Annotated in this window: 21 protein-coding genes and 1 pseudogene; 14 read left to right on the forward strand and 8 right to left on the reverse strand. The window is 33.3% G+C overall.

The window, feature by feature from the left end:
• Positions 1-175 precede the first annotated feature (175 nt).
• Both BN6559_RS12280 and BN6559_RS12285 read right to left on the reverse strand, forming a co-directional pair.
• Positions 176-514 (reverse strand): annotated as a pseudogene (locus BN6559_RS12280) (transposase); the annotation flags it as partial.
• Positions 515-683: 169 nt separating this feature from the next.
• Positions 684-1,127, reverse strand: coding sequence for a GNAT family N-acetyltransferase (locus BN6559_RS12285; RefSeq protein ID WP_199883974.1), 444 nt, complete (start codon positions 1,125-1,127; stop codon positions 684-686).
• Between the two features lie 162 nt (positions 1,128-1,289).
• On the opposite strand from BN6559_RS12285, the gene BN6559_RS12290 reads away from it, so the two are divergent.
• From BN6559_RS12290 to BN6559_RS12315, 5 genes are all read left to right on the forward strand, one after another.
• Positions 1,290-1,715: a MarR family winged helix-turn-helix transcriptional regulator gene (locus tag BN6559_RS12290; protein ID WP_110954990.1), complete on the forward strand. Its 426-nt coding sequence runs from the start codon at positions 1,290-1,292 to the stop codon at positions 1,713-1,715.
• 215 nt (positions 1,716-1,930) lie between these two features.
• On the forward strand, positions 1,931-2,668 hold the full coding sequence (locus BN6559_RS12295; protein ID WP_110954991.1) for a DUF169 domain-containing protein: 738 nt from the start codon (positions 1,931-1,933) through the stop codon (positions 2,666-2,668).
• A gap of 622 nt (positions 2,669-3,290) precedes the next feature.
• Positions 3,291-4,073, forward strand: a complete 783-nt coding sequence (locus tag BN6559_RS12305; RefSeq protein WP_110954993.1) for a YdcF family protein — start codon at positions 3,291-3,293, stop codon at positions 4,071-4,073.
• A gap of 163 nt (positions 4,074-4,236) precedes the next feature.
• Complete coding sequence (locus BN6559_RS12310; RefSeq protein WP_110954994.1) at positions 4,237-5,436, forward strand: tetratricopeptide repeat protein; 1,200 nt, start codon at positions 4,237-4,239, stop codon at positions 5,434-5,436.
• A gap of 245 nt (positions 5,437-5,681) precedes the next feature.
• Positions 5,682-7,154 carry a hypothetical protein gene (locus BN6559_RS12315; protein ID WP_110954995.1) on the forward strand — a complete coding sequence of 491 codons (1,473 nt, stop codon included), beginning with the start codon at positions 5,682-5,684 and terminating at the stop codon, positions 7,152-7,154.
• Positions 7,155-7,419: 265 nt separating this feature from the next.
• On the opposite strand, the gene BN6559_RS12320 is transcribed toward BN6559_RS12315, so the two are convergent.
• The 3 genes from BN6559_RS12320 to BN6559_RS12330 all read right to left on the reverse strand — a co-directional run bounded on the left by BN6559_RS12320 (position 7,420) and on the right by BN6559_RS12330 (position 9,184).
• The gene (locus BN6559_RS12320; protein ID WP_199883975.1) at positions 7,420-7,845 is read right to left on the reverse strand and encodes a hypothetical protein; all 426 of its coding nucleotides are present in this window, start codon (positions 7,843-7,845) and stop codon (positions 7,420-7,422) included.
• A 106-nt stretch (positions 7,846-7,951) separates the two neighbouring features.
• Entirely contained in the window at positions 7,952-8,548 is a 597-nt protein-coding gene (locus BN6559_RS12325) for an amidase domain-containing protein (protein ID WP_110954997.1), read from the reverse strand.
• A 222-nt stretch (positions 8,549-8,770) separates the two neighbouring features.
• Complete coding sequence (locus tag BN6559_RS12330) at positions 8,771-9,184, reverse strand: hypothetical protein (protein WP_199883976.1); 414 nt, start codon at positions 9,182-9,184, stop codon at positions 8,771-8,773.
• 146 nt (positions 9,185-9,330) lie between these two features.
• Here BN6559_RS12330 and BN6559_RS12335 point away from each other — a divergent pair, with 146 nt between their 5' ends.
• The 5 genes from BN6559_RS12335 to BN6559_RS12355 all read left to right on the forward strand — a co-directional run bounded on the left by BN6559_RS12335 (position 9,331) and on the right by BN6559_RS12355 (position 14,375).
• A complete protein-coding gene (locus tag BN6559_RS12335; RefSeq protein ID WP_199883977.1) occupies positions 9,331-9,900 on the forward strand; it encodes a hypothetical protein in 570 nt (189 codons plus the stop codon).
• A gap of 322 nt (positions 9,901-10,222) precedes the next feature.
• Positions 10,223-10,933: a hypothetical protein gene (locus BN6559_RS12340; protein WP_110955000.1), complete on the forward strand. Its 711-nt coding sequence runs from the start codon at positions 10,223-10,225 to the stop codon at positions 10,931-10,933.
• A gap of 23 nt (positions 10,934-10,956) precedes the next feature.
• The gene (dgt, locus tag BN6559_RS12345; RefSeq protein WP_199883978.1) at positions 10,957-12,354 is read left to right on the forward strand and encodes a dGTP triphosphohydrolase; all 1,398 of its coding nucleotides are present in this window, start codon (positions 10,957-10,959) and stop codon (positions 12,352-12,354) included.
• A 12-nt stretch (positions 12,355-12,366) separates the two neighbouring features.
• Complete coding sequence (locus BN6559_RS12350) at positions 12,367-13,053, forward strand: hypothetical protein (protein ID WP_110955002.1); 687 nt, start codon at positions 12,367-12,369, stop codon at positions 13,051-13,053.
• A 311-nt stretch (positions 13,054-13,364) separates the two neighbouring features.
• Positions 13,365-14,375 carry an AAA family ATPase gene (locus tag BN6559_RS12355; RefSeq protein WP_199883979.1) on the forward strand — a complete coding sequence of 337 codons (1,011 nt, stop codon included), beginning with the start codon at positions 13,365-13,367 and terminating at the stop codon, positions 14,373-14,375.
• Here BN6559_RS12355 and BN6559_RS12360 read toward each other — a convergent pair.
• Positions 14,322-15,560 carry an IS256 family transposase gene (locus BN6559_RS12360; RefSeq protein ID WP_110952991.1) on the reverse strand — a complete coding sequence of 413 codons (1,239 nt, stop codon included), beginning with the start codon at positions 15,558-15,560 and terminating at the stop codon, positions 14,322-14,324. The two genes, BN6559_RS12355 and BN6559_RS12360, sit on opposite strands and share 54 nt — an antisense overlap.
• A 106-nt stretch (positions 15,561-15,666) precedes the next feature.
• Here BN6559_RS12360 and BN6559_RS12365 point away from each other — a divergent pair, with 106 nt between their 5' ends.
• Positions 15,667-16,653 carry an ATP-dependent nuclease gene (locus BN6559_RS12365; protein WP_234407925.1) on the forward strand — a complete coding sequence of 329 codons (987 nt, stop codon included), beginning with the start codon at positions 15,667-15,669 and terminating at the stop codon, positions 16,651-16,653.
• Positions 16,654-17,043: 390 nt separating this feature from the next.
• Here the strand turns inward: BN6559_RS12365 and BN6559_RS12370 are convergent, their stop codons facing one another.
• Both BN6559_RS12370 and BN6559_RS12375 read right to left on the reverse strand, forming a co-directional pair.
• Positions 17,044-17,376: a helix-turn-helix domain-containing protein gene (locus BN6559_RS12370; RefSeq protein ID WP_110955005.1), complete on the reverse strand. Its 333-nt coding sequence runs from the start codon at positions 17,374-17,376 to the stop codon at positions 17,044-17,046.
• 95 nt (positions 17,377-17,471) lie between these two features.
• The gene (locus BN6559_RS12375; protein ID WP_110955006.1) at positions 17,472-17,834 is read right to left on the reverse strand and encodes a helix-turn-helix domain-containing protein; all 363 of its coding nucleotides are present in this window, start codon (positions 17,832-17,834) and stop codon (positions 17,472-17,474) included.
• Between the two features lie 148 nt (positions 17,835-17,982).
• Between BN6559_RS12375 and BN6559_RS12380 the strand changes: the two genes are divergently transcribed.
• From BN6559_RS12380 to BN6559_RS12390, 3 genes are all read left to right on the forward strand, one after another.
• The gene (locus BN6559_RS12380; RefSeq protein ID WP_110955007.1) at positions 17,983-18,237 is read left to right on the forward strand and encodes a helix-turn-helix transcriptional regulator; all 255 of its coding nucleotides are present in this window, start codon (positions 17,983-17,985) and stop codon (positions 18,235-18,237) included.
• 170 nt (positions 18,238-18,407) lie between these two features.
• Positions 18,408-18,863 (forward strand): PTS sugar transporter subunit IIA, encoded by a 456-nt coding sequence (locus BN6559_RS12385; RefSeq protein WP_110955008.1) that lies wholly within the window; start codon positions 18,408-18,410, stop codon positions 18,861-18,863.
• Between the two features lie 18 nt (positions 18,864-18,881).
• Positions 18,882-19,202, forward strand: a complete 321-nt coding sequence (locus tag BN6559_RS12390; RefSeq protein WP_110955009.1) for a PTS fructose transporter subunit IIB — start codon at positions 18,882-18,884, stop codon at positions 19,200-19,202.
• The last annotated feature ends 11 nt before the right edge of the window (positions 19,203-19,213 follow it).

Below are 19,213 nucleotides of genomic sequence, written 5' to 3' on the forward strand. Positions count from 1 at the left end.
GGGAGTGTCAAGAATTTTGTGTAACAAGATTAAAAGTGTTGTTCATATTTTTGAAAAATCGGCTGAATCCTAGTATCAATTGAAAGTTGGTTTCGAACCATAGACCAATTGAGAACTGGGCGATCATGCCATTTTTTATAAAGTTCTGTAACTCGTAAATACAATACTTTCANAAAACTTTTTGCTCAATGTCAGATACATTGGTTTTATGTTTGGGTATAATTTGTGGCTTAAAAGTCGCTTGACGATCACGCGGAACATCAATTGGAATAGAACCCAAAGAACTTTTAAGAGTTTTTTGTGAATACCCATTACGACGATTTGAGGATTCTTTTTCACCACGATCATTACTTGAATAACCAAGATGGTGATCTAATTCACCTTTTAGCATTGCTTGGAACATCGGTCCGAAAATATCTTTTAAGGCATTTTGCATATCTTCGACAGATTTTGGTTGATATTTTGCAATAATTTCTTGGGCAAGCTGTTCTTGTTCAGAGTTTTTTCTAGCCATTTTTTCGTCCTTTTCGTGTTTAATATTTTTTATTATCCAATATTAAAATAATCTGTGCAAGTTTTATACTTACACAGATTATTTTACACTCCCTCTTTAATTTAGTTATTCACACTTTTATCGTTTTATAAGGGAGCTCATTTGCTTCTAATTTCCTATTATATTTAGTTTACTTACAGATTTCCTTATCCATTCTAACCATGTCGTTACAACTTCTATACCCTTTTCTTTGATAGAAAGTCTCTGTTTGCTGGGTTCTTGAAGTGATTAGATAGATTTCGTCAATGCCTCTTTCCAATAAACGTTTTTCAAATTCCTTTAAAAGAGTAGATCCAATACCGGTTCCACGCATTTTAGAGCAAACACAGAATTCTTTAATATTGAATTGCATGCAGTCATAAAACACTTCATGATTTCCTAAAATCATACCACAAACTTTATTGTTTTCATAAGACACTAAACCATAAAAACCATCACAATGCACCATTTGTAATAATCGCTTGGTCACCGTTTCTACTGTCCATCTATCGTTCCATGGGGGAGCATTGAATGCGTCAACATACAGTTTTGCAAGTTGTGGAATATGTTGTTCATTCATAACTTCATAGATCAAGTTACTGTACCTCCACATCGTATCATTATAGAATAAAAAGTAACGTACTTATTATAATAAAATAATCCTAAAATAACCAGCGCATTGTTTTGATCATTGACTTACAGTTGACGCATATTATATAATGTAGTTGTCGTAACAACTAAAATGCAGGTGGAATAAATGAATTTTAAATTAGATGATTCATTAGGATTTATTTTAAATAAGGTCAATACGAAGCTTAAAAATGAATTATTGCAACGATTGAAAGACCATGATATTACCCCAGAGCAATGGGCTATACTCAGCTGCTTATGGGAACGAGAGGGAGTCACCCCTAAAGATCTGGCGGATATGACCTTTAAGGATAAACCCAATACGAATCGTATTCTTGAAAAGTTAGCAATAAAAGGTTTAGTTGTTCGAAAAACGCATCCAGTAGATAAGCGCGCATTTCAAATATACTTAACCGATAGTGGACGAACATTGCGGGAACAATTAATTCCAAAGGTCACGAATTTATTAGATAAAGCGACCATAGGACTGGAAAAGCAAAAAGTGTTAGAATTGAAAAAAATGTTAAATCAGATATACGAAAATATTAGATGATTTTTTATTGTTTTAGTTGTCGTGACAACTAAAACAAATGGCTAGTATTAAATTTGGTATCTTTGTAATTTCTTACGATACTTTCTTTAAGGTTTAAGGACTTTCATGAATTATGTAAAAGGGGGAATGTTATAAAATCTGAGACTGTATAGAAATAATTCAAATAAGTTATATTTTCGAAGTCATTATGAAATAAGAAAAGTGAGGTAGCGTATATGGAAAGCTGTTTGGTCAAAGAATTGAATTTACGATATCAACCTGTGGCGGTTTTTCTTAGTAATGAAAAACCTGAAGGGGCACTCCAAAGTAAAGCCGGTCATTGGAGTTGTACAATCCCATTATTTCTGGCGGCAGCAAAAGGTAAAACGGCGGTTTTTGAACGTAATACCACGGAATGTCATGGCGGTAAAGCAGGAATGGGATTTGGACAATTCCCTAACTATCCAGGGGGGATCGAGTACTTTTTGTCAACTGGGAAAAGTGGTGTATTTGAAGGAGAAGGCTATAAAAAAGATCCAGAGCTAGGAAAAGAATATGTTGAATGTCTGCCAATCACAGATATCCCTTATCAGTACGTAATTTTTAAGCCTATGGCAGAAGTTGATACTACGAAGGAAATACCTGAGTTAATTATATTTTATGTAAATAATGATCAGTTATCGGCACTTACAGTACTAGCCAACTATTACAGACCCGGAATAGAGAATGTTTTAATGCCATTTAGTTCAGGCTGTCAATCTATATTTCTTATTCCCTACAACGAAGCGCAAAAGGAAAATCCAAGAGCAGTAGTGGGTCTTACCGATATTACAGTACGCCCAATGATCGAGCCTGATATGTTGTCATTTTCTGTGCCATATAAAATGTTCTTAGACATGGAAGAAAGTGTGAAGGGGAGTTTCTTGGAAAAGCATTTGTGGGATAGAGTCGTGGCGAGAATGAAGAAAAAGTAAGAAAGACTCCTGCTGAATTCTGTATGAATTTGGCAGGAGTTTTGGTTTTTTGTGAGAATATGTAATTTTAATATCGAAAGTTCGATGGCACAGTGATGGAGAAGGGATGCTCCTGAGTATCATTTTGTTCTCCAGTTTTTAAGGATGAAACTATGAATTACATAAAAGAAAAATGCTATAATTGTCACAAAAGTCTTGAAAGCAATTATGGTCGAATTCGAATCACATATAAATATTGCCCCAAATGTGGGAGTGATAGCAACCCCAATTTAAAAATAGAAAAGCATAGTTTCCTTTATAAATGGTCAATAGAAATAATATATTTGCTGTGGTCTATATTCGCTTTACTTTTTATGAAAATTTTTTGGGGTAAAGCATGCTACTTTATCGTTATTTTTATGAGTGTCATAGCAATCGCAGGGACACGTTTACTATATAAGACTTGCCCTCATTGTCTAACTATAACATGTAAGAGGTCACATACTTATTGTCATAATTGTGGTGGGAAAATTAAAAATTTATTCGCTATGAAAATGAAACCTGTTGATCGCTCCCCAAAATAAGTCTAGTGATTTTTTATTTGAGGGTGCTGGAATTTGAGCGTATGAGGTAGATACTTGTAATGAAAATTTGTAATTCGAAAATAGGTGCATATTTAATAACTATAGGTGGTGGATTTGCTGTTATTGGGCTAATTCTATCACTTATTGTTTTTGGTATAACTTTTGGTACAGGATGTTTAATGGTTAGTGGTGTATTCTTCATTATTTATGGTATAACATTTAGAACAACTAAAAATCCCAGGCTAAATATTAAATTATTATTGTTACGAAGGCTTTTGTCAGGGTTATTGCTAATCGCGGTAGCTAGTTTTATAACGATTGAAAGCCTTATCTTTCAATCGTTAAAATCTAATGATAAAACAGAAGTGCAATATGCAGTTATCTTAGGCGCAGGGGTAAAGGGAGAAGAGCCTTCAGCTACACTCAGAAGAAGATTGGATACAAGTATTGACTATCTCAATAAAAATCCCGATACCAAGATAATCGCTTCTGGTGGATTGGGAAAAGAAGCAACACTCACGGAAGCAGAAGTTATGAAAAGGTATTTTATTGCACATGGCATAGATGAATCAAGGATATTGAAGGAAGAAAAATCTACGACTAGTGATGAAAACTTAAAGTATACCAAAGAGCTGCTAACTGGTTTATATGATGAAGATGTCCCAGAGATGCTTATTATAACGAGCGATTATCATATGTTCAGAGCCAAACGTATAGCTGAGAAATATTATACTAAAGTATATGGAATATCTTCGGCAACACCGAGCACAGTTATGATGAATTATGCAATCAGAGAATACCTAGCTGTTTTGAAAATGCTGATGTTGGAGATTGGTAAATAAAATTTAAATAACAAGAGGAAGCTGCTGATGCATTCTGTATAAGTTTTACAGGAGTTTTCAAACTTCATACGAATATGTAAATTTAATGTAAAAAATAATTACCAAGGTGACAGAGAAGAAATTTTTCCGTCTGTCGAAATTTATTATAATAAGAGGAGAACAAATGAATTTTAAACGAGTTTTTTTAGGTGCATGTTGTATTCTATTTTGTTTGAGCAGCATTGGATTTGCGGAAGCAGATGGAAGCGATTATTGGTATTGGGTTCGTGAAGGACTAGGATATGAAAGAAACAAGGATTATGATAAAGCCCTCTATTGTTTTAACCAAGCTATCGAAAAACGCCCTGAAGATCGAATCTTTTATAACTATCGAGCATCGTTTTATGCACAGATAAAAAATTATCCGGCGGCGATTGCCGATTATACAAGGGCACTGGAACTTGATCCTAGTGTTTTGATTAATTACTTTTCACGCGCAAAGCTTTATGAAAAAATGGAACAATATGATGAGGCATTGTTAGACTATACAACAGAGCTGGCTGTAGTGGCAAAGCAAAATGAAGTGGCGCAATATAAGTATGTACCTAAAGACGTTTATCGTGATCGCGCAGCCTTATATTATCGTTTAGAACGATATGATGAGGCATTTGCCGATTATACAGAAGAAATCAATGCTTATGAAGCGGAAGATCCATCGGATCAGAGGTTTAGTTTCAATGTTAGAGGAAGAGGCGCAGCGTACTGCGCGCGTGGAACCGTTAGTTTAGTAAAGAAGGATTACGTAGTAGCAATACAAGATTTTTCACAGGCGATAAAAATTGCTCCAGCATGTTCGCCAGGATTTTTTTACCGAGCGAAGGCATATCTTTTAACACAAGAGTATGAAAAGGCTGTTGCAGACTATGATGAAGCTCTAGCGCTTAATTTGGTGAAAAACAAGGCGGATCAGATAACTTTATACATAAATCGTGGTGTGGCCTATGCTGGATTAAAGAATTATGATAAGGCACTAGCCGATTATGATGAGGCTTTGGCTTTGGGAGCACAGTCACCCGAATTGTACCAGCTCAGGGGAACGGCGTGTGCTGTGTTGAATAAAATCGACCAGGCGATGGAAAGTTATCAAAAATGTATAAATCTGAAACCGGATTTTATGCTAGTTTATATGGAAAGAGCAAAACTTTACGAACAGATAAACAATAATGCAATGGCGATAGAGGATTATACAAAAGCTATTGACTTAGCAAGTGATAAAGCAGAACTTTATATAGCGAGGGCAAATTGTTACAATGCCATAGGTCAGAAAAAATTGGCTAAGGCAGATTTAATTAAGGCGAGACAACTTCAAAAAATTGTAAAATAAATTGAGAAAAGGAACGAATTTTGAGCAGTTATTTAAGTTTGAGGGTTAAATATGTTAAGTGAAATAAAAACTGCCTATTCATTACTTGTTTTAAAATAATGATGAATAGGCGCATATATGAGTGAGGAATGTCGGACAAAATAACTTGCCTTCAGCATCTTTTCTTATTTCAGTGAATTTCTGCTTTTCTATTTTACGAAGTAACAGTAATAGGATTAAGTTCCTTGATTAAGGAGATAAAGGATATGATCCAGCAATGTTTAAAGTTCACGTCATGGTCGTTATTTAATCCAATTTGCATTTTTTGTTCTTTCGCTATGACCAATTACCTCGGAATGTTTCGTTCAGTCGAAACGAATTCTGTTAGTTTTTCTAGAGAATTCTTCTCAGTGTATGTCTTTATTGGTATGATTGCTCTCTTGGTACAGATTATATTTGCGTATGCGATAAGCAGAATTTTATCTTCACGGGTGACGCCTAGCAAGGTCCTTGAGGCGTTCTTTGTCGCTCAATATCCTTTTATCGTGATGATTTTGCTTGAGCCCATTATTTTTTCAACCATAGAGGGGAACATTATGGGACTCATATGCATACCAATCTTTTTATTACTAACGATATTAAGCGGACCGTTTTCCTTACGCATTTATTACATAAAAATAACCAAAAGTATTGCGAGCGGAGAAGAACGCGAAGGTGGTATGAAAGGAATAGTTTTCGCTTTAGTGGTTGCCCTTATATTTTCTCTATTCTCAATTTATCGCTTCGGCTTCAATACCCACTTAGTCAACTATATGACTTGGCGGCCCGACATACCGCAATACGCGATATCGCAGGCAATGAAGTCTTTAAAAAATAGAGAGCCAGACGCTTTCGCTCAGTATGTTGATCTGGATTCATTTTATCAATCAGAAGACGCCGAAATATTAAAGGCAGAGCTTTTAAATGCTGTTGCGGAAGGACGCTTCTTTGATCATGGTGAGGAGAGAATAAGAGTAGGTGAATGGGTCATGGCTAAATTGGAGGCTAAAAGAGGTGTTGGTTCGTTTCCGCAACTACCCATTGTTGATTCATTCATCTTTTCAAATGAAGGTAATTTACTGAAGGCGACAGCGGAGTTTTATTCTGATGCCAATGGTCACGTGCTGCAAGTGCCTTTTGAGCTTCACGAAAAGAACGGAAAATATAGAATTGTTTGCGGAGCAGATTTTAATGCAGTAATAGATAAAATTCAAAAATATCGCAAAGCGCTTGATGCCTTCCCTGATCTCGCAAATCAGGAGGGCATTCAATCAATATTAACAATAAAAGTGACAAACTTTTTAGCAATTGTTCCAGAAGATGGGGCGGTAGAAAATTCTAATTGGGTTGTACGGGATGGAAAGGCAAAGTCAACATCTTTCTATCTTCCTGTAAAGATTACGGCGGCAGTAGGAAATAACACGAATGAAGAATTGCGTGCAATTGACGTTGCTGTAGTTTATCGGGATAAACAGACGAATCAGGTTATTTATGTTGATAGTATTAGTGCGTCTATTAAGAAAGATCCCGTGAAATCGCAGGAAATACGGCATGTTACTTTTGAAGATAGCGTAAATCCAGTCTTAGCAGTCGCAATCAAAAGTGGTAAAGCGAAAGTAGCCGAAGTATATCCGATAAAAGTATTCTATGATGGTGGACGGGCTTTAGAATTATTAAAAGTTCAGATTCCAAAACTATAATATATACAGGAAGCAAGGTCATTGTCTGTTGTGGTTGTTTTCTATTCGGAGGAATCGTGATAAAAGGGATGTTTTTTTTGTGGTACTTCTGACTTGATCGTTATAACTCATTGATAAAAACGAGCTAGGTCAATGATACTGAATAGAATATAAAAAGTAAAAAGTAAACTCCTGCTAAATTCTGCATGGATTTGGCAGGAGTTTTGGAGTTTCAATACAAAAGTTGGTGGAAGGTGACGTTAGTTCCCGATTCGACTGTCCTCTTTTATTTTGGGATAGGAGGAGCCGTACCATTTAACTTCAGTCTAAACTGGTCTTTTTCTTTAATAAGACTAACAAAGACGAATTGTCTTATCATCCCATCTTTCGCTTTTCCACCTACCTCCCAATATTCATTCCAAAAATGTTGTTGAACTAAATATGATACGCTAAACGCTGTACCATCTGTTACGTATTTTTCTTCGGTAACTTTTATATTTTTATAATCCTTTATTCTTTGATTATCAAATATAGATTTGCCTTTATAATGTTCCAAATACATAGTGAATAATTTCTCTACTATTTCAGTATTAGATAAATTGTTAACTTTGCTTAAGGAAATTTTGGATTCAAAGTGATCGTCAACACTTTGATATACTTGCGTTTTTAAAAAGAATATTGCGAGTAAACTTAATACTGCAAAGAGTATCATAAACAAAACTACAAAAATTGCTTTTTTAAAAATTTCGCTCTTCCTCCCTTATATCACTTTGTATGTGATGAAAAGCGATATGTCGTCTAGGATGCTTTTCATAAAATTAGCCACAATAATATGTGGGGTATAAAGGAACAATAAATCTAATTTCCGTAATAGCCGTTTTATCTGGATAGATATCACTTAGTGGTTTGTTATAGCGTGCGTCTGAGTGACCAGTATAGCATAAACCACCATCAGAATCATAACCGGTTATGATTACAGAATGCAACCATGCTTCAGAGCCGTCATCCTGTTTATAACAAAATTGAGCGATATCTCCTGGTTTAATACTCGTACTGCTCCATTCCACTTTAGCGATCTCGTGAGTTGTCACGTAATTAAGAAAGTCATCTACATTAATCCAATTATATGAGTTAGCATACCTGCCATCACAATAATAATCATATGCTGTAGATAGTCCAGCGGCATTCCAGCATTGCGCTACAAAATTAGTACAATCAGCATCAAAAAAAGGAAAAGCAGGATTATTAGGACGTGATTCTGTATCCCCGCAATGAGTAAGTGCATAATTTACTGCCAAAGTACGGTTAATATTAACTGCTATAAATGGAGATCTAAAGCCATGTGCCCAAATGCCATAGCCTTCTTTTAATCCTTCTTTAATATTTTCGTAAGCGATGTCAATCGCCTCCTTCAAACTTTAGTTGAGAACGTGAAAAATTTCTGAAATATCAATATATGCCTGAATGTTCCCTTGTATCTGATCAGCTGTAGCAAATGGAATTGTACTCAAAAGCCGTTTCAGTTTGATTTGATAGAATAGATTTCAATGCTATATCATTAGGTTCAAAGTATTGCGGATCATTTCTGGCTGTTCATATGTATAATTTCGTTTAGAAGTAAAATATATGATTTGTTTCTAGTCAACTGTTATATCGGTAAACTTATCAGCTCTCTGTCGTAGAGTAAGAGAAAAATCACCCATGCCAGCACCGGTAGAATGCCTCTCGCTATAATCAATAACAAAGGCATTAGGGAAATGTATTGTCCGAAAAGTATAGTCAGCAGAAACTATTTTGACAGTTACATCACGATATGCATCTGCGTTTTGGGCTGTAACTAACGACCATCTGAATAATTTCAGGGTTTCTTTGTCTTCTAGAGCCATGTTATTATGAGTAAGTTTCCCAGTTATACACAATGTAGACGCCACACTACTTGACTTAGCCATGGAGTTATTAGGCGTAGCTATATCAACGTTTACAGAAGTAATTTTTATACTGATTTCTGAATCTTTGCCTTTAACTAACAATATAGATGATTCTGCTTCCACTAAAAAACACATCCTTCAATCATTTATTACAATTTATTCATTATTATACAACATATACTAAAAAAATCAATTCTTTTTGCGCATCAGAAAGAAACGTATATAGTTAACTCGTATTTTATTCTGATGCCAATGGTCACGTGCTGCAAGTGCCTTTTGAACTTCACGAAGAGAACGGAAAATATAGAATTGTTTGTGGAACAGAGTTTAATGCAGTAATAGATAAAATTCAAAAGTACCGCAAAGCGCTTGATGCCTTTCCTGATCTCGCAAATCAGGATGGCATTCAATCGATATTAACAATAGAAGTGATAGACTTTTTAGCAAATGTTCCAGAAGATGGGTCGGTAGAAAATTCTAATTGGGTTGTACGGGATGGAAAAGCAAAGTCAACATCTTTCTATCTTCCTGTAAAGATTACGGCAGCAGTAGGAAATAACACGAATGAAGGATTGCGTGCAATTGACGTTGCTGTAGTTTATCGGGATAAACAGACGAATCAGGTTATTTATGTTGATCGTATTAATGCGTCTATTAAGAAAGATCCCGTGAAATCGCAGGAAATACGGCATGTTACTTTTGAAGATAGCGTAAATCTAGTCTTAGCAGTCGCAATTAAAAGTGGTAAAGCGAAAGTAGCCGAAGTATATCCGATGAAAGTGGTCTATGAGGGTGGACGGGCTTTAAAATTATTGGGAGTTCAGATTCCAAAGCTATGACATGCAGATGAAGGGGGGCTCTGTCTGTTAGGAGACTTCTGACTTGAACTTTATAAATCATTAATAAATAACGAATTAGGTCAGTGTTATGCTAAATAGAATATAAAAAGTAAAAAGGAGACTCCTGCTGAATTTTGTATGAATTTGGCAGGAGTTTTGAGCTTTTATGAGAATATGTAAATTTAATAACAAAAATTGATGGGAAGAGAACGTCAGGCTGTGCGAAAATACTAAAGGCACCGATTTAAAATTTTAGTTTAACAATTTGAGTTCATGTTTTTGCGGTGTTTAAAATAGAGGATGTTGAAATGAGTGAGAGCATATGAAATTAGACAATATTGAGTTATATAATAAACTTAAAGAAAAGAATGTTTCTTATTTATATCACGCAAATAGTTTAACAACTTCACTTGGTTTTATTAAAAATGGAGGCTTGTTTTCAAGAGGGGAAATGGAACGTAGAAATATAAATCAAACAGAGCAAGATAGTGATTATGTAGATAGAAAGTATAATGTGTGGGATGATATTTTTTTAGATACAGTTGACTTACATGGATATATATATTCCCAATATTCGAGACAAAACATATATGGACCAGTATTATTTATATTAAAATCTGAACTGTTAAGAGATTGTCAATTTAATAATAGTTGGATAACTACCGATAACCCAACCAATTGGTATAAAAATGGAGATACAAAGATATATTTTGATACGATCGAAAGATATATTAATGTCATGAATGACAATAGACAACAAAAAATGATCACAATTCGTAATATTAATAATCCAATTCCTTTTAACGAATATTTAGATCATATTGAGTTAGATAATCCCCAAAGATGCTTTAATGAATCGAATATTAGTGCATATCAATATGCATATAAGAGCTTGGAAGATGCTGTTACTACAGCAGGCTTAAAAGTTAATATTTTTGAACATAGATGTAATAGTAATTGTTTTTGCAAGAACAATTATAAAGCAATGAATAAAATAAAATTTAATAAATATTTTTTGTATGCAGATAATTAAGTAAAGTTGTGGAGGAAGACATAATGAAATATGATTGGCATAAATTACTTTCAACAAAAAGACAACGTCCATCGAGATCTACAAAAGCAACACATCGAAATGAATTTGATAAAGATTATGATAGAATAATTTCTTCTTCATCTGTGAGGCGTTTACAAGATAAGGCGCAAGTTTTTCCTTTGCAAGAAAATGATTTCACGAGAACAAGATTAACGCACTCACTAGAAGCGTCAGCTATTGCTAGATCTTTAGGTTTAGCTATAGGTGATAAATTGTATAAAAGAAATAAACTTAGTATTGAGAGTAAATATGAATTATCTTCATTGTTGGCAGTAGCAGGCTTAATTCATGATTTAGGAAATCCTCCGTTTGGTCATTATGGAGAAACTATTATTAGACAGTGGTTTAAAAAATGGTTTAATGAAAATGAGGATAATATAAAAAATGATATTAATAAAGAAAAATCGGATTTAATACTATTTGAAGGAAATGCTCAAACTTTAAGAATTGTATCAAAATTACAGTTTATGAATGATCAATATGGAGTGAATTTTACATATGGAACTCTAGCATCTATTATAAAATATCCATGGGATTCCAATTCTAAAAAAGCAACAGATAAAAACAAATTTGGGTATTTTGTGTGTGAAAACGATCTTGTAAAAGATATTTATAAAGAGACTGGTACAGGGATGGAAAATAATAAAAATCCTATAACATATATATTGGAAGCTGCAGATGATATATCGTATATTTTAGCTGATATTGAGGATGGTGTGAAAAAAGGTCTTATTAAATGGGATAGCATATATGAAGAAATAAAAAAAGAGTATAGTTCTTATAGTGATGATATCAAGAGGTGTTTTGATGATTTAGACGAAAAAAGAAAACGAAACAAAGATAATAATGTTCCAGATCATCAGTTAATTGATATGCAGAATTTTAAAGTGAACATACAAGGAATTCTAATTATTGATTGTGTGGATACTTTTATAAAAAAATACGATTTAATTATGAATGGAACAATGCAAGATGACTTATTAAAAAATGGAAAATTCAATTTGTTAGTAAAAAAATTAAAGGATATTACTTATGATTATTGCTTTAAATGTAAAGAAGTATTAACATTAGAATTAGTTGGTGAAACTGTAATTTGTGGATTGTTAGATTTATTTGTACCGGCTATTGCGTTAAAAAAAGAGGAACCTAACTTTAATAGTAAAGAAGGTAAATTGTATAGTCTTATTTCTGAGAATTTTAAATATATATGTTGGTTAGATAAAAATGGGAAAAAGAATAAAACATTTAAGGATCTTGGTTTATATGAAAAACTTTTATTAATTACAGATTTTGTTACAGGTATGACAGATTCTTATGCGGTAAATTTATATAAAAGACTGATTGGGGTTAATTTACCCTAAAAGGAGATTAATATGAAATATAGTGACTTGTTTGAGGATTTTTATAAGTTGATGCGTCAATTTCCAAATGCTGATAGACTACTACATAAATTAAATAAAGATAATGAGTTGTTTTTATTTGGAGGATGTGTTAGGTCTTATTTAAAAAACAACTTCAATAAGATGCCTAGAGATTTTGATATTGTTTTAAAAAAGAATAAAGTAAATGATATTGAAAATATATTCAAAGATTACCAATATACGAAAAATCGATTTGGTGGTTTTAAAATAAAAGTCGATAATTTAGATTTTGATATTTGGGAAATAGAGAATACCTGGGCGTTTAAAGAGAAAAAAGTTCAACTAAGTGAAAAAAATTTATGTGAAACAGTATATCTTAATATAGACGCAATAGTATATGATTTGAATAAAAAAAAGTATTATCAGAAAGTATTTAAAGATGCTATGCATAGCAAATGTCTTGATATTGTATTGGCTGACAACCCTTATATAACATTAAATCTTTTGCGTACCATTATTTATAAAAGAGAATATGAGATGTCATTATCTAATAAACTTAAAAATCAATTTGTTGCCTTTGCTAATAAATATGATGACTTTAGTAAACTTTTGTATGATGTACAAATTGATCATTATAAAGAAGAAAAAATATCAATTAATGAAATTAATAAAGAAATAAGTAATATAGTATATGCTTAATTATATAGTGAATTATATATGTATATAACTAAACGTATTTCGTGTTCTTTATTGTCAAAACCAATTCTGAATTTTATTTCTATGAATAGTTGACAAAGCTTTAATAAAGACTGGCGGTGATACCGCTAAATAGAATATAAACACTATAAAGGAAACTCCTGCTGGATTTTGTATGAATTTGGCAGGAGTTTTGAGCTTTTATGAGAATATGTAAGTCTAATAGATAAAAAGTGGTTTATGTGGGTGGTAGGATTGTTTTGTTTGATCTGGTAGAAAAATTTTTATGAATAGCTAATTTAGGAGGGGATAGTGTGCTACTAAAAAAAGTAAGTATTAATAAATATAAAAGTTATTTGACTTCTCAAAGTTTTGAAGTTGAAAATGGAATAACGCGTATAGTCGGCAAAAATGAGTCTGGTAAAACAGCAATTCTTGAAGCGTTAGCGAAATTTAATTATTTTGAAGCTGATGAAGACTTTAAATATAATGAAACCTTGGACTATCCAAGAAATGAATTAAAGGCATATCAAAGAGAAGGTGCCTCTGCTGTTGTCGTAAGTTGTGAATTTCAAATAGATAAAGACTTAATTGATATTATACAAGAAGACTTGGGTCAGAATATCTTAAAAAATATGAGTTTTACAAAAGATATGAAATATGATGGCAGGGGAACTATTGTAGGTATTAATACGGATTTTTCTAATTTTACGAAACATATTGTTATAACATATAAGCCAAATGGAGATTTAGCAGCAGAAATTGAGCAATGTACTGACTTTGATTCATTAATCGAATATTGTTCACAACATCCAGAGGAACTAAAAACACTTAATGATAAACTAGGCGAGATTAGTAGTATTGTTCAGGAAAAATCGTGGAGTAATAAGCTGGACTGTTATGTATATTATAAATACATCTGCAATGAAATACCTAAATTTTGGTATTTTGATGAATATTATTCTATGCCATCAAGAATTGATATAAATTCGATAATAGAGAAAAATGCAAATAAGATTTTAAGTAAAGAAGAATATAGTACAATAACGGCGCTATTAGATCTAGCTAATCTAAATATTAATGAATTGTCAAATGAAAACAATTTTGAATCTTTTAAAGCGGAACTGGAGGCTACTTCAAATGGTATTACAGACGAAATGTTTGAATACTGGTCAACAAATGATAATCTTGAAATAAGATTTGAAGTAGAGCATGAGTCAACAGGGAAGAAGTATTTAAATAGGGAGTGTCAAGAATTTTGTGTAACAAGATTAAAAGTGTTGTTCATATTTTTGAAAAATCGGCTGAATCCTAGTATCAATTGAAAGTTGGTTTCGAACCATAGACCAATTGAGAACTGGGCGATCATGCCATTTTTTATAAAGTTCTGTAACTCGTAAATACAATACTTTCAGTATGGCGTTTTCATTTGGAAACGCTCCTTTTTTTGTCACTTTTCGGAAACTTGAATTCACGCTTTCTATGGCATTTGTTGTGTACATAATCTTTCGCACTGCACTACCGTAATTAAAAAGCTGCTCTATATGTGAGAAATTCCGTTCCCATACGCTAACGGCTCCAGGATAGTTTGCCCACGCCACTTTAAATCGCTCAAATTCCGCAATTGCCGCTTTTAAACTTGAAGCTCCATATACTTTCTTTAACTGGGCTGTAAATCCCTTATAGTCCTTACTTGGAACATATTTTATAGAATTTCTTATTAAATGCACGATACATCTCTGTACATTTACGTCTTTAAATATTGCTTTAGCTCCATCTTCTAATCCGCTCAATCCATCCATACAGATGAATCCGATATCTTGTATTCCTCTAGCCTTGAGCTCATCGAAGATTTGCATCCAGGTATGCTTACTTTCATTTTCATTGATCCATAATCCTAAGATATCTTTATGACCATCCATGTTGTACCCAAGAATCGTATAAACTGCGCAACTCTTAACTTCATAATCTTTTCGAATTGTCACGTACATGCAGTCGACAAAAACAAATGGATAGAATGGATTTAAGGGACGTTTTTGCCATTGATCGAGCTCTTCTAATATTTTATCTGTGATGATTGAAATTTGTTCATGAGATATTTCAAAACCATAGATATCTTCAATCGTTGCGGCTATATCTCGTTGACTGAGTCCACGCGCATACATCGCTAAAACTTTTTGCTCAATGTCAGATACATTGGTTTTATGTTTGGGTATAATTTGTGGCTTAAAAGTCGCTTGACGATCACGCGGAACATCAATTGGAATAGAACCCAAAGAACTTTTAAGAGTTTTTTGTGAATACCCATTACGACGATTTGAGGATTCTTTTTCACCACGATCATTACTTGAATAACCAAGATGGTGATCTAATTCACCTTTTAGCATTGCTTGGAACATCGGTCCGAAAATATCTTTTAAGGCATTTTGCATATCTTCGACAGATTTTGGTTGATATTTTGCAATAATTTCTTGGGCAAGCTGTTCTTGTTCAGAGTTTTTTCTAGCCATTTTTTCGTCCTTTTCGTGTTTAATATTTTTTATTATCCAATATTAAAATAATCTGTGCAAGTTTTATACTTACACAGATTATTTTACACTCCCTTTAAATATACGCATTTATAATAAAAAGCATAGGGTATCATTACCCCTTAAGAATCGTAGTAAGGGATTTATATGGTTCTTTTCTTTTTTGGTTTGGTTCAGCCGAATACAAGGTAAAAAGAGCTGTAGGTACATTCTTTTACTTGATGAGCCGGGATTAAGTCTTCATGCTGCTGCTCAATCGGATTTATTGAGATTTATTCAAGAAAAATTAGCACCAGATTATCAAGTAATTTATACAACTCATTCTCCATTTATGATTGACCCTAGAAAATTAAATGAAATTAGGACCGTATTTGATTCGCAGAATGTGAAAATAGGTAGTGTTATATCGGATGCAATTCAAGAAAAAGATCCAGCTACAATTTTTCCGTTACAAGCGGCTTTAGGCTATGATATAGCACAGAATCTTTTTATATCATCAAAAAGTTTAATTGTTGAAGGTGTGTCAGATTTGATGTATTTAACTGCAATTTCAGAGGAATTGAAATTGCAAGGTAAAGTTGGATTAGATGAAGATATAACAATAGTTCCGGTTGGCGGAATGGATAAAGTAGCTACTTTTATTTCTTTGCTTAGAGGACAAAAGTTGTGTATAGGATGTTTATTAGATAATTTTACGGATGCTAAAGGAAAGCAAAAAATTGATGATTTAATTCGAGATAAAATAATAAAAGAAAAGAATATAAGATATTTTGGCGAATTTGCTCAATTGTCTACCGGTTATGCAGATTTAGAAGATATGTTTATGAAAACTGAGTATATAAATTTATTTAATAAGGCCTTTGCTAAAACTTATTCAGCAATCGATAATTCTAATATTGTTCTACAAGATAAACCTATACTTATGCAAATCAATAAAATTATTAAAAAAGATCGATTTAATCATTATCTACCTGCAAATGAATTTTTAAAAATAATTGATAAGAAGAGTTGTCTTTCTGAAGATACTTTTAATAAATTCTCATTGATGTTTAGTGAACTCAATAAGTTATTTTAATTGATTGATTTTTAGATAGTTTTATAAGTGAAATCTAAAATTAAATGGTTTTTGCTGTGTTGTAAAAGAATCCATTATTATAACAAATAAATTTAAAGACAACTAAATATATATATGCATCGGACAAAAAGGTGAGCAGAATAAAAATTATTCTGCTCACCTTTTTTGTCGTGCCTACCGTCTTATTTAATTTCATATTTATAGCAAAGAATTTTAAAATAAATCCAATTCTTTTTATGCATAATAGGGAAGTAAATCTATTTCACTAGCATTTGGTCCCTATCTCCGGAAAAGAATTCAGATGATGATATTATGAACCCTTCACAAATTTTATAAAGCCTAGGAACTTGTGACAAGTATTATCTTCTTATGCTACTATCAGTTTAGTCTTTAGACATTTTTATTGTTTTCTTTGTAATGTATATAAGATTCGATTTCTTTACGATCTGTATTAGACAGGGTATTGATTTTGTGTAGTAAGTTTAAATCGTTTTTAGATATTTCATACGTAGATTTTGCAGTATGGATTCTATTGAATAGGGAATCAATGCTAACTTCGAAATAATCAGCGATAACGATTAAAGTTTCTAAGGACGGTTGCTTTTTGCCCGATTCGTAATAGGCAATTGTACTTTGTGAAACATTTAATAATTTTCCTAATACATCTTGTGTGATAGCACGATGTTCTCTTAACCTACGGAGATTTTCTCCAAATTGTTTCATTACGATCACCTTCTTAACTCTATTATAATATGACTAAAAGTAATATTGAAATTATAAAAATAAGAGCAAGAGAAATCGCTGCGATTTTCTTGCTCTTATTTTTGTTTGGCATTCCAAAATATAATATCTAGAGTTGCCTTAAGTTTTGCTTTATCTTCGTTACTTAACGGAATGCCGTGCCAAAGAAGGTTTGGTTCATTAAGAATTTTGTTGAGGTTTACAGGAGGTTTTTCTTTTGAAGAAAGTGACGATGATGTTATGTTAATGTCTCCTGCTAAGTAGTCTATGGTTACGTTGAAGAAGTTAGCAAGTTGTCGTATCGTTGCTAAGTCTGGTTCACGTTTATTTATTTCATATAAGGATAATCGAGATCTAGAAATATTAGTTAATTGTGCTAATTCTTTTTGTGTTAATGAATTACGCTCCCGTAATTCAGACAATCGTTCGCCAAAAGACATATAATCAACTCCTATACATAATTATATGTTACATTTAGAAGCATTTAAATATTTGCTTCTAAATGTTGCTAAAAATATTGACAGCTACAAAATGAAGCAATATAATAGGGGTATAGATAATTTATATTGTGATCGAGGGGGTGGTTGGATGAGAGAAGAGTTAGTTTCCGTTCGGAGGTGTACGGGAAAGACACAAAGTGAGATGGCTAGAATGCTAGGAATATCACGAAGTTTTTATGGGTTAATTGAAAATGGCAGTAGGAATCCAGACTATGGATTAGCTAAACGAATAGCCAAAATTTTAAAAGTATCTCCAGATGCTATTTTTTTTGATCTCGATGGCTTCGAAATGAAGCAAAAGACTAAAGAAAATGTGCATCCGAATTTTCTTTCAAGAAAGTAATTCTACCTAGAGTATACCAATAATATTCGCAAAATTCCGTAATTTAAAACAAATTTGCAATCTGTTGTCAGAAATGACAACAGAAGTACCTACTTGAAAGGGGATGAGCTATGGGAGACGGTAAAATTTTTGGCTATGGATATTAGATGAGAGACAAGGAGGAATGAGGCGTGGATATTGCAGAGGTTTTAAATGAGAATTTAATAAATTTAAAACTGCAAGCAGGGACGAAAGTGGAGGCAATCGAGGAACTGATAGAGCTGTTATATCAAGAGGGAAAAGTTAGTGATTGCGATCTGTTTTTGAGGGATGTTTATGACCGTGAAGCAGAGGGGCGGACGGGGATTGGTAAGCATGTTGCTATACCACATGGCAAGTCGGATGCGGTGGCGAATACTTCAATTGTAATTGGTCGGACAATGCATGATTTAGTATGGGAATCTCTTGATGACAAGCCTGTTCATATCGTGATTTTGTTTGCGGTGCGGAAGGAAGATAAGACGAAACTACATTTGAGATTGTTGGCGCAGGTTGCGTGTGCTTTGGCAGATGAAGAAGTACTAAAGCGATTACTGATAACTGAGGATAAACAGGAAGTCATTGCTTTGTTGACAGGGGACGAATAGCGAAAAGGGGAAGTGTAGATGAAAATTGTAGGAGTTGCGGCTTGTACAGCGGGAATTGCGCATACCTATATTGCCGCAGAAAAATTGAGAAAGGGTGCGCTGGCGAGGGGGCATGAGGTGCATGTTGAAACGCAAGGCACGATTGGCGTTGAAAATGAGCTTTCGCAAGCGCAAATTGATGCGGCGGATTTGGTGATTTTGGCAGTCGATATCAAGATAAACGGTGAAGAACGGTTTGCAGGAAAACGTATTGTTCGTGTGAAAACGGCGACTGTGATCAAGTCACCGGTGCAGTTTATGGAGAAAGTGGAAACAGAGCTTGCAAAGAATAAGAGCTAAAGAGGATGAGG

Source organism: Massilibacillus massiliensis, assembly GCF_900086705.1.
Classification (GTDB): Bacteria; Bacillota; Negativicutes; order FLKF01; family FLKF01; genus Massilibacillus; species Massilibacillus massiliensis.

Bases quoted from the DNA above. Each gene is read 5' to 3' on its own strand.
- BN6559_RS12290 (WP_110954990.1), top strand. From the start codon at position 1,290: ATGAATTTTAAATTAGATGATTCATTAGGATTTATTTTAAATAAGGTC.
- BN6559_RS12295 (WP_110954991.1), top strand. From the start codon at position 1,931: ATGGAAAGCTGTTTGGTCAAAGAATTGAATTTACGATATCAACCTGTG.
- BN6559_RS12305 (WP_110954993.1), top strand. From the start codon at position 3,291: ATGAAAATTTGTAATTCGAAAATAGGTGCATATTTAATAACTATAGGT.
- BN6559_RS12310 (WP_110954994.1), top strand. From the start codon at position 4,237: ATGAATTTTAAACGAGTTTTTTTAGGTGCATGTTGTATTCTATTTTGT.
- BN6559_RS12315 (WP_110954995.1), top strand. From the start codon at position 5,682: ATGATCCAGCAATGTTTAAAGTTCACGTCATGGTCGTTATTTAATCCA.
- BN6559_RS12320 (WP_199883975.1), bottom strand. From the start codon at position 7,845: ATGATACTCTTTGCAGTATTAAGTTTACTCGCAATATTCTTTTTAAAA.
- BN6559_RS12340 (WP_110955000.1), top strand. From the start codon at position 10,223: ATGAAATTAGACAATATTGAGTTATATAATAAACTTAAAGAAAAGAAT.
- dgt (WP_199883978.1), top strand. From the start codon at position 10,957: ATGAAATATGATTGGCATAAATTACTTTCAACAAAAAGACAACGTCCA.
- BN6559_RS12350 (WP_110955002.1), top strand. From the start codon at position 12,367: ATGAAATATAGTGACTTGTTTGAGGATTTTTATAAGTTGATGCGTCAA.
- BN6559_RS12360 (WP_110952991.1), bottom strand. From the start codon at position 15,560: ATGGCTAGAAAAAACTCTGAACAAGAACAGCTTGCCCAAGAAATTATT.
- BN6559_RS12370 (WP_110955005.1), bottom strand. From the start codon at position 17,376: ATGAAACAATTTGGAGAAAATCTCCGTAGGTTAAGAGAACATCGTGCT.
- BN6559_RS12375 (WP_110955006.1), bottom strand. From the start codon at position 17,834: ATGTCTTTTGGCGAACGATTGTCTGAATTACGGGAGCGTAATTCATTA.
- BN6559_RS12380 (WP_110955007.1), top strand. From the start codon at position 17,983: ATGAGAGAAGAGTTAGTTTCCGTTCGGAGGTGTACGGGAAAGACACAA.
- BN6559_RS12390 (WP_110955009.1), top strand. From the start codon at position 18,882: ATGAAAATTGTAGGAGTTGCGGCTTGTACAGCGGGAATTGCGCATACC.